This is a genomic window from Lacrimispora brassicae (assembly GCF_054772055.1).
On record NZ_BRYH01000020.1, the window covers coordinates 157,311 to 170,247 of the forward strand.

Here is a 12,937-nt window from a genome sequence, read left to right on the forward strand (position 1 = left end):
ATCACACCTCCCTTGCATAAGCAGCATCCAGATGCCCTTTTAAAAACAGGTTGTTTTTTTTGAGGGTCTCACGGTAATCCCCTTCGCCCGTATACCAGAATTCCGCCACGTACCGGTGGATCCCTAACTGCCTGGTCTTTTGGAGCACTTTTTCAAAATCCACCTGGCCCTCCCCATATGGAACCTCCCGGAATCTTCCCGGCAGAGTTTCCTTTAAATGAACCGAGCAGATATGGCTGCGTCCGCATTCTAAATCCCGGTATATATCATCCGTCCCGTTCCATATGTTTCCTACATCCGGGTATACTGACAGATAGGGCATTTTTGCCTGATTCACATAATACATGGCTTTTTCAACCGTATTCATAAACTCATTTTCCATTGTTTCAAACCCGACGGTAACGCCGTGGGCAGACGCATACTCCATGCATAGCTTTAAATTATTCAGAAATTTCTCCCTTGTTTCCGGTGAGGAGGTTTCTCCATAATAACAATCATACCCCTGTGCCTGGATGATCCGTATTCCCATTTTTACCGCAAAATCCACACATTTTTTAAATAGCGCCACAGATGTCTCCGCCGTCCCGTTAAGAAGGCTGCCCAGCGGAAATTTTCGCTGGGCACTAAAGCAGATGGATTCAAACCGGATGCCAATATCCAAAGAAAGGGATTGAAGCATCAGAATTCTCGCATCCCTAAAATCAAGCCGGCTGATCTTTTCTTCTGTTTCATCAATGCTCATTTCAATAAAGTCATATCCTGTTTCTTTTGCTGCCTTCAGCTTTTCTTCAAAAGGCAATTCCCCAGGCATGCTTTTTTCATACAAACCCAAACGATACACTCCACGACTGTTCATAATCCTTCCCTTATCTTAGTCAAGCGGATATTCCCGCTTGGCTACTTGCTCACAGCGTGCCCTGCTCTACCGGGCATAACCGAATAGCAGCTATTGCTGCTTATCAGGTGGAGCTTATACTCCACCTGACTGGGTCAAGTCCCCGCCGCCACTTCATGCTTTTCCCATTTGAAGTGGGGAACTTACTTGATTCGGTTAAAATTTAATTGCTACCTTAAAATCACCGTACTTACCTCCGGCATATTCAAACGCCTTTTCCCATTCTTCAATGGGGAATGTATTTCTGATGACACCGGCTGTCTTTAAATTGCCGTTCATCATGTTTTCAATGACAAAGGGATAGCAGTAAGGGCTTAAATGTGCCCCTGCAATATCCAATTCCTTCCGGTCACCGATAATGGACCAGTCTACGGTGGCAGGCTCTGCAAACACGCTGAATTCTACGAAACGTCCTAATTTTCTGATCATGGAAAGTCCCTGGACCACACTGGAGGGATGGCCGGTGGCTTCAATATAGATATCGCACCCATAGCCTTCTGTTAAATCCATAACAGCTTTCACTACATCCGTTTTCCCAGGATTCAATACCAGATCGGCACCAAATTCCTTCGCCTTTTCCAATCGGTCCTCCATCATATCCAGCACAATCAGTTTGGCAGGATTTTTCATGCGGGCATAGGTAACCATTCCAAGTCCCAGGGTTCCGGCGCCTGAGATCACAACAACATCTTCACAGCCGATTTCTCCCCGGTCCACACAATGTTTGGAGCAGGCATATGGCTCGATTAAAAGCGCATCCTCAAAGGGCATATCCTTTGGTACCTTATGCATCACAGAACCTTTTGGATATCTGACATACTCTGCCATACCGCCGTTGTTGGTATGCTGGAAACCGAAAATATCATGAGGCTGGCACATCCAGTAACGGCCGGATTTACAGAATTTGCATTCTCCACAGGGCTTGATCTGGTCGGCAGTCACCCGGTCACCGATCAGGAAATCCTTCACATTCTCTCCAAGCTCAATAATTTCGCCTAAAAACTCGTGTCCTGGAATAAAGGGCGGTTTTACCCATGAGGGCTGGACCTCATCTCCCCAGAACATGGCTGCTCCGTGACTGCATTTTAAATCTCCTGCACAGATTCCGCATCCTTCGGTTCTGATAATGATATCATCCGGACCGCATTCCGGTGTTGGATAGGCCGGTTCAAAACGGTAATCATCTTTGGAATATGCAACAAGGGCTTTCATGGTTTTCGGAATACTCATCTTAAAAATCCTCCATTCATTTTTTATACCCGGATCCGGTCCCCGGTGTTTTCATCAAACAGATGGGTCTTTTCTGAATTAAATTTCAGGTAAACCTCATCGCCTTTCTCATAATACACATCTTCTGTGGTGGTAATGCTCAGCAGGTTGTCACCTACCCGTAGACTGATCCTGCGTTCATCGCCCATATTTTCATATACGGCCACAGGAACCGGTGTACTGGTGGCCGGGTCATGGGAAATCAGCACATCCACCGGCCGGACCCCTAGAGTCACCTTCAGTCCCTCCCTGCTCACCGGCTGATACCGGTCAGGCACCAGAACCTTTAATCCGCTGTTTTCAAATGTAAAATAATATCGTCCCTCATCCATTCTGATGACCGATGGCATTAAATTCATGGGCGGCTCTCCGATAAATCCGGCTACGAATTCATTGGCCGGATCATCGTATACTTCCAGGGGCGTCCCCATCTGCTGGAGCTTTCCCTCCTTCATAATGACAATTTTATCTGCCATGGACATGGCCTCGATCTGATCATGAGTCACAATAATGGTGGTGCATTTGATTTCATGATGCATCCTCTTTATTTCCTGTCTGAGCATCTGCCGCATCTTCCCATCTAAGTGGCTTAAAGGCTCATCAAGAAGCAAAAGCCCTGGGCGCCGGATAATGGCTCTGGCAATATTGACCCTTTGCTTCTGTCCCCCTGACAAGGCAGCCGGTTTCATTTGCAGTAAGTCTTCCACCTTGAGGAGAGGGGCAACACGGCCGATCTCTTTTCTGATTTCTTCTTCCGTCTTTTTCTTTGCCCGCATATTAAACGCCAGGTTCTCATATACGGTCAGAGGCGGATATAAAGCGTAATCCTCAAATGCCAGGCCAATGCCCCGGTCCTTGGGAAGCAGATGATTGATGCATGTCTTGCCGATGTATACATCTCCGGAAGTGATCTCCTCCAGGCCTGCCAGCATCCTTAAGGTAGTGGATTTTCCACATCCGGAAGGACCTAAGATCCCAATGAATTCCCCGTCCTCACAGCGGAAAGAAAGGTCATTGACAGCATACCCGTTCGCCGGTTTCTTTTTCTCCTTATTGTCATACTGCTTATAGACATTTTTAAGCACCAGTTCTGCCATATCATTGACCTCCGTTTTGACTCTTTGCTTCATATTTCTGTCTGCCGGCTCTTGTAATTAATTCTTTTGAGGAATGATCAAAATAGAGTGCATTGGCCATATTAAATTTCAGATAAACCTCCTGGTCAATTGCAGCCCTGGTATCATTGGGCGCGACCACCTCCAATTTGTTTTCACCTGCCAGAACCGTCATGATGACCTTGTTTCCAATGGGTTCATTGGCATAAACCGCTGCCCTGATCCAGGTACTGTCCTGCTTTTCAAAGCGAAAGGCGATGTCGCTGCCCCGGATACCAATATCAATCTGCTTTCCGGCAAAGGATGAGACCCGGTCAATCACATCCGGGGTCACCTCCAGGACAGAGTCTCGTTCAAAGGCATCAATCAGTCCCTGATTTCCATTAAGCCTGAAAACACCTGGAAAAATATTGATCTCAGGTTCTCCGAACAATCTTGCAACAAACTCGTTGCAGGGGAGATAATACATTTCAACAGCACTTCCGGTCTGCACGATCCTCCCCTCATGAACCACAGCGATCCGGTCTGCCAAAGACATGGCTTCCATGTAATCATGGGTCACATAGATGGTTGTGGTATTAAAATTGCTCTGCATTTCCTTTAACTCCCGCCGCATAAAATGGCGGAGCTTGGCATCTAAATGGGCTAAAGGCTCATCCATAAGAAATACATTGGGCTTTCTTACCAGCCCCCGTCCGATGGCCACACGCTGCCGCTGTCCATTGGAAAGCTGGCTGGGTTTCCGCTCCAGCAGATGGTTGATCCTCATCATCACAGTGACCCGGTCAACCTCGGATCGAATAAAATCCTCGCTTTGCTTATAAAGCCTGCTTCTCATAGGGGAGGCAATATTGTCATAAACACTTAAATGGGGATAAAGGGCATAATTTTCAAATACCATGGACACGTTCCGGTTCATGGGCTCCACATGGTTTACGATCTTTCCGTCTATTTTTACCAGACCCTCCTGGGGGAATTCAATTCCGGCGATCACCTTGAGTAAGGAAGTCTTCCCCGCTCCCGCCGGACCAAACAATACAAAGAATTCATTATCTTTCACAGTCAGACTGACCCCGTCAACCGCTGTCTTTGACCCATACTTTTTTGTAACATCAATCAGTTCTATTTCAGCCAATCCCCTGTCCTCCTTATCCTTTTACAGCGCCGAAGCTGAGTCCTCTTACCAAATGCTTCTGAATGAACAGGCAGGCAATGATCTCCGGCAATACGGCTACGGTGGCAGCCACAGCCACCTGCCCGTAATGTACCGTTTCAGAAGAAATATACCGAAGGGATGTAATGGTAAGGGTCTGGATCCTAAACCCGCTTAAGATCAGCGGGAACGTGAAACTGTTCCATGCAAAGATAAATGCCAAAAGTCCTGAAGCAACCAGTCCCGGCTTGATTAAGGGCAGCAGGGTCTTTAGAAACACCTCATACCAGCAGTAACCGTCTAATGAAGCTGCCTGCTCCACCTCTACGCTGATATCCTCAAAATATCCCCGTACCACCCAGATGAGAAGAGGCATGGTAATTAGCTGATAAACCCATATCAAGCCAAAATATGTATCATAAAGCCCTATCTTTTGAAAGATCAGAAAAATCGGCAGGATAACCATGATCTCAGGCGCAAATTTAAAAGATAAAATCTGAAATGCAATATCATCCTTTTTCCGGAAGTCATACCTGGCCAGTGCATATGCCGCAGGTACGCCCGCCACTACCGTAAGCAGCACCGCTCCTCCGGAAACAATCATATTTTGAAAGAAAGCCCGGATATAATCCGTTCCCAGCAGAACAGCCTGATAATTGGCAAGTGTAGGCCGGAAGACAAAGACCGTATTATACATCTCCGTATCGCTTTTAAAGGTGCAGATCAGCATCCAGATCAGAGGGAACAGGGCATACAGGGCATACAGAATAAGTCCCAGATTACGTCCGGTTTCCCTGGCTGCCTCTTTCAGCCTGTTTCTTTGTTTCGCAGTTTCAATGGAATGTTCCATAACTGTCCTCCTTCCTGATTTAATATCCCTGGGCCTGCTTCGCCATCTTACGCTGTTTGTTCACCAGAAATTTGGCGGCAGCATTGACAATCACCCAAAGGGTCAGCAGATAGGGAAGTGCATACCCTAACTTCTGGAATTGAAATCCCGTAATGTAGCCTGTCAGCGAAATATTCATCAACGTGTTTCCCGGCCCCCCCTTGGTCAGCGCAAAAATAATGCCAAACTCCTGCAGTGCCGCCATCAACCGGAATAAAAGAGCGATGTACATAAACGGCTTTAACATGGGAAATGTCAGCGTTTTAAAGATAAACCACGAACTGGCCCCATCCACCTCGGCTGCTTCAAAGGGGGATTTTGGCAGAGACTGGAGCCCTGCCAAAACCAGTAACAGCACAAAGGGGGTATTTACCCAGGTATCGATCAGTACCGCAGTAAACATGGCCGTATCCTGAGAGGCTGCCCATTTAAATCCGTACACTCCAAACAGGTTTAAAAACTTTTCCAGTACGCCCACCGAGTTGGAAGTCATCAACTGCCAGATGAGCACTGCAATGGCCGGAGCCACCATCAGCGGAAAGGTAAAGACCACCTTTAGAATCCGGGTAAGCCTGGTATCCTTCCGAAGCAGGATCGCGATCACAGATCCCAGGATCATCTGAGTTCCCGTTGCAAGGAATCCATATTTGATTGTCACCCACAGGGAATGGTAAAAATCAGGGTCCTGATACACCCGAATCCAGTTGCGGAAAAAGATGAACTTGAAATTCGGATTTTTGAACGAGTAATTTGTCAGGGATAAAAATATTGCTATGGCAAATGGGATCATAATCCCGATCAGGATTAAGAGTCCCGGCGCAATGATATAGTACGGCCGCCTGCGCACATGGGCCGGAATTTCATTATAATTGATTTCCTTCGGTGTTTTTTGTGCCAAACCCTGCCCCTCCTTTATAAAATCTCACTCAGCTTATTCGTAGTCGGAGATAACAATATCTTCTACTACCTTATCCTGTTTCGCTTTCAGACTGTCCATGCCTTCCTGGACAGAGGCATAGTTCCCCGCTACCAGTTCCTGAAGGGTAGTTGCCCACAAAGTGGTTGTCTCAAAGAAATAGGGCTGAGGGGTAAAACGGATGGTCGTTGATCCAATGGTTTTTTCAAACGTATCAATATACCCATCGTGACTCTCCATCTTTTTTAAGAATTCCGGAGAATTGATTACAGAAGTACGCGCCGGGTCAAGAGCATTTTTCTCGGTCACTGCATACAGGGCAAAATCTTTGCTGGTGAAATACATCATAAAATACCATGCTGCATCCGCATTCTTTGTATCTGCATTCATAGCCATGGACCATGTCCAGAAGTTTGAATTGGGGGTATTACCTTCCTTTGCTAAAGGCATTACCGTCCATGCCAGATTGCCGGCCTCAGCCGAAGCCCCTTCCCAGTCCTGATGAATCCCGGTATTATCTGCTTCAAACATCATGGCAGCCTTGCCGGCCCCTAAGTCAGCCCCGCACTCATACCACGTATATCTGGACCATGACGGAGATCCGCCTCTCTTGATCATGTCTACCCAGAATTCGGTCATTGCCACTGCCTCCGGGGAATTTACCTTAGACACCAGGCTGTCATCTTCGATAGCAAAATCCTGTGCCCCGAAATTTGCAAAGGTGCTCATATATCCCGGATGAATGGTTCCCCAGTCTCTTGCCCCCCGGACGGTCATAGCATAAGAATCCGGTCCATTCCAGCCCTGAAGCTTGTCGCAGGCGGCCAGCAGCTCGTCATAGGTCTTAGGAACCTCAATCCCCGCCTGCTGAAAAGCCCTTTTGTTATATGCAAGGCTGTAAATCTCAATGGCCAACGGAAGACCCAACTGGGCACCGGAACCTACGGCGTGACCTGGAACTCCGTCCCATTGAAGAGCGGATACCGCACTGGGATACAAATCTGCAAAATCATACCCTGGGGCCACCTTATCCGGATCGCTTAAAAATTTATTTAAGTCAAATACATATCCCGCCGCCGAATAATCCCAAAGCTGATAGGCACCTGACATGAATAAATCCGGTTCCCCGGTCCTGCTGGCAAGCGCCGTAGATACCTTGTCAAAATAATTTGCTTCCGGTGTAATGGAATGCTCCACCTTGATCCCGGTCAATTCCTCAAATTCGGGAATCTTGGTTACAATAGCCTCAGCCACACTGTGCTGTACCATATTTACCTTCAGCGTTGTTCCTGCAAACTTCTTCCAGTCAAAGTCACCATCTGCTGTTTGGGACCCAGCCTCCGTTCCTGCTGCTGCAGTTTCCTGCGCTGCTGCTTTCCCCTGAGTTGTGGCCGAAACCTTAGCCGTCCCCGATCCGGAGCTGCTGCATCCCATCAGGGCCCCTGCCGTCATAATGCCTGTCAGGCAAAAGGATATCCACCTTTTTATGCTGCTTTTTTTCACGTTCATCAAACCTCCTCTTTTTTTATATGTAAATATTACACGAATACAGTCATTAATGAAATGAATAATTATACTATAATTAACAAATTATTTTGTGGTTTTATTAACAATCTTCCTGATGGAAGAAGCTCCTGTTTTTTTTAGAAAAATCTTACGAAAATATATAAAATGTTATTGTTACCAAAGCATAAAATAAGGGCGCCCATTTTGAAACGGCGCCCTTCCCATTCTATATACGGTTTTTAAACTCTTTACAAGTCACCCCCACGATCTCTTTAAACACCTTGCTGAAATAATAAGGACTTCCAAAGCCTACCTGTTCTGCAATTTCATATATTTTCAGATTGGATTTCAGAATCAGCTTTTTTGACATTTCAATCCGGTAATTCGTCAGATACACACTGAAGTTGATTCCTGTTTCCTGCTTAAAAATAAACGATAAGTAACTGCTGCTGATATTCACTGCTGCCGCTGCATTGTCAAGAGTAATATTCTGAGAATAATTCTCTTCAATAAAACCAATGCATTCCCTAATCAGCCCGCTGTAGGGGCTCTTCCTGTTATGTAAAAAATCCCAGATTGCCATGTACACATCCATTACATACATCTGGACATGATTCATATGGGAAATTGCATAAAGATTATGATACTCAAACTTTACCGGATTCAGTCCGGGAATATCCCTGGTATCATAATTCTCGATTAAGGATTTGGAGATTGACAAAAGATCAATAAATACCTCAGTCACCATACGATAATCTCCGGCCTCCTTCAGTTTCCGGAAAATGGAATTCATATACTCCACCAACGGTTCCTTGTCCTCTTCTTCCATCAGTTCCTTTATCTTCCGGGCACTGACCCGGATATACTCTCCCCGGGACAGCTTTAGTGGCTCATCGTATGCCCACACACTGCCGTTGTGAAAAAAGCCCTTCAGCCGTGCGGTCTCTGCCTCCTGAAACATCTGGGGGAAACGATCCTTTGTTCCGGCTCTGCTGATTCCCAGATTGATGTCCGCATTAAAATACTGCACCGTATTCTTAATGATAGATGTTCCCCTATCCTCCATCAGTTCTTTTGGATACTCATTTCTTTCATCATGATATATCACCCCAAAACAAAGAAGATCCTTTAAAATTACATACCGGGCAATGCTTTGGCAAAAAAATTTCGAAACGAGATTCATGACTGTTTCAATCAGCATACTGACCGATCCGTCTGGCAGGGAGTTGATGCTGCAGTGACCAATAATAATCATATAGGAGGCTTCACAAAACATACGGTCTGAATACGGATAATCCGAAACAGTCTCCTGTACGCCGGAGAGATTCAGCTTAAGCAACTGCTCATCCAAATATTTTTCCTCCATCTTCCTGACCGAATGTCCTTTGCCATAGGATGCTTTTGCCTCCCCCGACAGATTGACTAAAGATGACAACAGGCTGTCCGGTGAGATCTCTGACTTTAAAATATACTTTTCCGCGCCCATCTCCATGGCCCGCCTTGCAAAATTAAAATCATCATGATTCGTAAAAATAACGGACTGGATGTCCGAATATTTTGTTTTCACCTTTTCAATTAAGTCCAGTCCGTTCATCCCCTGCATCTTGATATCCGTCATCAGAATGTCAATCGGTTCATGCTCCATGATCTCCAGAGCTTCTTCTGCACTGCTGGCCTCTGCTGCGATCTCATACCCGTAAGACTTCCAGTCCAGGGTCATCTTCAGCCCCATCCGGACCAAAAATTCATCATCCACAATCAATACCCGCTTCATATTATTTTCCCGCTTCCCTAAAGACAAATAAACATGGTACAATAAGTTGATTTAGTGATTAGTATACCATAAACTTCGGAGGTATGTGATGCATATAAAGAAAATTTCAACAAAAATTTTTATCGGAGTTTTCGTTCTTTCTACATTTTTCCTAGTTTTGTCTCTGACCTTTGTCAATTATACCTTTTACAGGGAACTGAAAAAGAACGAGATACAGAACAACCTGCTGGCCAGCAATAAGATCCGTTCTCAATTTGACTTGATCATCAATCTGATCCAGGCCACCTCCACCTACCTGTATGAAAATGAAGATATTCAGGAATACTTATCCGGCCGGAATCCCCAATCAGCCGGCAAAATCAGTGAAAACTTAAATAACATACTGGAGATGCAGCCTTTTATCTCCCATATTTCACTGATGAAGCCCGATGCCACCGTATTAAGTACAGAGTCCGGATCAGAGACAGAACTGCTGACAGAACATTATGGGAGTTACATGGAAAAAAAACAGGTGATCAGCATGGAAGGCCAATGGATCAGCACGTATTTTCAGAATACTGCCAGGGATTTTACTGACAAAAAGGTCATCTCCTTTATCAGGCCGCTGATGAACCGGGAACAACAATTCATCGGACTCTTAATCATGGATTTAAACTACAATTACATACAGGAGATGTTTATGCTCAGCACGATCCTGTCCGATGAAAAGACGCTGGTTATAAATTCTGACGGTGAAATTTTATTTAATTTTCCTTATTATACATCCTACGAGCCGGTTCTTAAACAGTATCCTCAGCTTTTGGACACCTCTACCAGCTATAGTCTGGAGGGAAAAGTCTTTCAACTGGACAGTACCATTGTATCCAATCCCATCAAAATTGCAGACTGGAGTATTATCCGCATCATTCAGACCCAGCACCTGATCAGCAATACGAAAAAAATAACCTATTATGCCGTTATCATCATTATCATTTCCTGTATTACCAGTCTTATTTACGGCCTTTGGCTGACTGGCAAAATCACCCGCCCCATTAAGGTTCTCAGCGATGCCTGCAATAAGATAAAAGGCGGTGATTTTTCTCTCCGCGTACAATTGGATTCCAGAGATGAGGTAGGAAATCTGGGTGTTACTTTTAATATGATGCTGGACAAGCTGAACAGTTACTTTATCAATGAACTTCAGGAACAAAAACGCAAATCCTCACTTGAATTCAAAATACTGCAGTCTCAGATCAATCCCCATTTTTTATACAACACCCTGGACTCCATACGATGGCTGGCTACCATGCAGAATATCACAAATGTGGCTGAAATGACCAGTGACCTTACCAACCTGTTAAAATACAATCTAAAACAGGACACAACCTCTGCCCTTCTAAAGGATGAAATCGAAAGCATCCGCCGCTATATCGGAATACAGAAATACCGTTATGGAAACTACTTTGAGGTAGAATACCAGATTGCCGAAGATACGCTGGAATGCATTATCATCCCCTTTTGCATTCAGCCGCTGATTGAAAATTCCATTATACATGGCTTTGGTGATGTGGATAAAAACTATAGAATACGGATCGAAAGCTATCAAGAAGATGATAAATTATATGTAAAAATCACGGACAACGGAGCCGGTATGGAAGACTCTGTTTTGGAAGAAATTAATTCTTCTAAAGTTAAAAGCAACAAATTCAATCAGATTGGCATCAAAAATATCAAGGAAAGAATCCAGATGCAGTATGGTAAGGAATACGGATTGATTTATGTGAGTGAGCCTAATGCAGGGACAGTGGTTACGATCATCTTTCCGTATAATAAACAGGATATAATGCAGGATCATGAAAAACCAAATAAATAAAAAGAGAAAAATCCCCGGAATTTCCCGTATGCTTTATACGGGAAATTCCGGGGATCTTAAATCCGTTACAACAATATCCCATGACTATTCGCTTAGATATGCTTTCTTTACGGAGTCATTGTTCATTAATTCATTGGCATCGCCGCTTAAAACAATGGCACCCGTCTCCAGAACATAAGCGCGGTTTGCTATGGACAAAGCCTTTTTGGCGTTCTGCTCAACCAGCAGAACTGTGGTTCCTGATTTGTTGATTTCCTGAATGATATCGAAAATCTCTTTTACGTAAATCGGAGAAAGTCCCATTGACGGCTCGTCCAGGACGATCACCTTTGGATGGCTCATCAGTGCCCGGCCCATGGCCAGCATCTGCTGCTCTCCTCCGCTCAAGGTTCCTGCAGGCTGGTTTTTTCTTTCCAAAAGCCTGGGGAAACGCTTGTAAATCATCTGAAGGGTCTCTTCAATCTCGTCTTTATCCCGTCTTGTGTAAGCGCCCAGCTTTAAATTTTCATAAACAGTCAGAGCGGCAAAAACACGACGTCCTTCCGGGACATGAGCCATTCCCATGCCTACAATTTTATCGCCCCGTATCCTGGTGATATCATGGCCGTCAAACTGTATGCTTCCGGATGCGGCCTTTATAAGACCGGTTATGGTATGAAGAGTCGTGGTCTTTCCTGCACCGTTAGCACCGATTAAAGCTACGATCTCTCCTTCCTTTACTTCAAAGGATATATCCTTAAGCGCCTTAATGACGCCGTAATATACTTCCAGATTTTTTACTTCAAGTATTGCCATGCCTTAAGCCTCCTTATTCTCCCAGATATGCCTTGATGACTTCCGGATCATTGAGCACATCCGCCGTCTTACCCTGGGTAAGGACCTGGCCGAAATTCAGTACGGTCAGCCTTTCACAGATACCGGAGACAAGCTTCATGTCATGTTCAATTAACAGGATGGTCATATCAAAATTATCCCGTACAAAGCGTATGGTATCCATAAGCTCTGAGGTTTCATTGGGATTCATGCCGGCAGCCGGTTCGTCAAGGAGCAAAAGCTTGGGGCCTGTGGCAAGGGCACGGGCAATCTCCAGCTTCCTCTGCTTTCCGTATGGAAGGTTGGAAGCAAGAATATCCTTTTCTCCATGAAGATCAAATACCTTTAAAAGCTCTATGGCCTGTTCATCCATCTCTTTTTCCACTTTGTAATACTTTGGAAGGCGGAGGATCCCTGTAACCGCTCCATAGGGATAACGGTTGTGGAGGCCGGTCTTAACATTATCAAGAACGGTCAATTCCTTAAACAGACGGATATTCTGAAAGGTCCTTGCGATTCCGGCTCTGTTGATATCCACTGTTTTTTTTCCTGTTATGTTCTCCTCATCCAAAAGAATGGTACCTGCATTTGGTTTATATACACCGGTTAAAAGGTTAAAGATCGTGGTTTTACCAGCTCCGTTAGGGCCGATGAGACCATAAAGCTGCCCTTTTTCAATGGTGATGCTGAAATTATCTACGGCACGCAGGCCGCCAAACGAAATTCCAAGATTCTTGATTTCCAGTAAAGCCATG

General features: G+C 45.1%; 11 protein-coding genes. 1 reads left to right on the forward strand and 10 read right to left on the reverse strand.

Annotated elements, in window-relative coordinates:
* Window position 1 precedes the first annotated feature (1 nt).
* From ACYVD3_RS09915 to ACYVD3_RS09950, 8 genes are all read right to left on the reverse strand, one after another.
* Entirely contained in the window at window positions 2-856 is an 855-nt protein-coding gene (locus ACYVD3_RS09915; RefSeq protein WP_460642340.1) for an L-ribulose-5-phosphate 3-epimerase, read from the reverse strand.
* 195 nt (window positions 857-1,051) lie between these two features.
* Window positions 1,052-2,125 carry an alcohol dehydrogenase catalytic domain-containing protein gene (locus ACYVD3_RS09920; protein ID WP_460642341.1) on the reverse strand — a complete coding sequence of 358 codons (1,074 nt, stop codon included), beginning with the start codon at window positions 2,123-2,125 and terminating at the stop codon, window positions 1,052-1,054.
* 23 nt (window positions 2,126-2,148) lie between these two features.
* Window positions 2,149-3,294 carry an ABC transporter ATP-binding protein gene (locus ACYVD3_RS09925; RefSeq protein WP_460642342.1) on the reverse strand — a complete coding sequence of 382 codons (1,146 nt, stop codon included), beginning with the start codon at window positions 3,292-3,294 and terminating at the stop codon, window positions 2,149-2,151.
* Window positions 3,263-4,414 carry an ABC transporter ATP-binding protein gene (locus ACYVD3_RS09930; protein ID WP_460642343.1) on the reverse strand — a complete coding sequence of 384 codons (1,152 nt, stop codon included), beginning with the start codon at window positions 4,412-4,414 and terminating at the stop codon, window positions 3,263-3,265. The genes ACYVD3_RS09925 and ACYVD3_RS09930 overlap by 32 nt, the downstream gene beginning before the upstream one ends.
* A gap of 13 nt (window positions 4,415-4,427) precedes the next feature.
* Window positions 4,428-5,282: a carbohydrate ABC transporter permease gene (locus ACYVD3_RS09935; RefSeq protein WP_460642344.1), complete on the reverse strand. Its 855-nt coding sequence runs from the start codon at window positions 5,280-5,282 to the stop codon at window positions 4,428-4,430.
* Between the two features lie 19 nt (window positions 5,283-5,301).
* Entirely contained in the window at window positions 5,302-6,219 is a 918-nt protein-coding gene (locus tag ACYVD3_RS09940) for a carbohydrate ABC transporter permease (protein ID WP_460642345.1), read from the reverse strand.
* A gap of 33 nt (window positions 6,220-6,252) precedes the next feature.
* A complete protein-coding gene (locus tag ACYVD3_RS09945; RefSeq protein ID WP_460642346.1) occupies window positions 6,253-7,746 on the reverse strand; it encodes an ABC transporter substrate-binding protein in 1,494 nt (497 codons plus the stop codon).
* Window positions 7,747-7,969: 223 nt separating this feature from the next.
* Window positions 7,970-9,517: a response regulator transcription factor gene (locus tag ACYVD3_RS09950; RefSeq protein WP_460642347.1), complete on the reverse strand. Its 1,548-nt coding sequence runs from the start codon at window positions 9,515-9,517 to the stop codon at window positions 7,970-7,972.
* An 88-nt stretch (window positions 9,518-9,605) separates the two neighbouring features.
* On the opposite strand from ACYVD3_RS09950, the gene ACYVD3_RS09955 reads away from it, so the two are divergent.
* Complete coding sequence (locus ACYVD3_RS09955) at window positions 9,606-11,369, forward strand: cache domain-containing sensor histidine kinase (protein WP_460642348.1); 1,764 nt, start codon at window positions 9,606-9,608, stop codon at window positions 11,367-11,369.
* 84 nt (window positions 11,370-11,453) lie between these two features.
* Here ACYVD3_RS09955 and ACYVD3_RS09960 read toward each other — a convergent pair whose 3' ends face one another.
* Window positions 11,454-12,164, reverse strand: a complete 711-nt coding sequence (locus ACYVD3_RS09960) for an ABC transporter ATP-binding protein (RefSeq protein ID WP_460642349.1) — start codon at window positions 12,162-12,164, stop codon at window positions 11,454-11,456.
* A gap of 13 nt (window positions 12,165-12,177) precedes the next feature.
* Window positions 12,178-12,936, reverse strand: a complete 759-nt coding sequence (locus ACYVD3_RS09965) for an ABC transporter ATP-binding protein (protein WP_460642350.1) — start codon at window positions 12,934-12,936, stop codon at window positions 12,178-12,180.
* Window position 12,937: the final 1 nt, after the last annotated feature.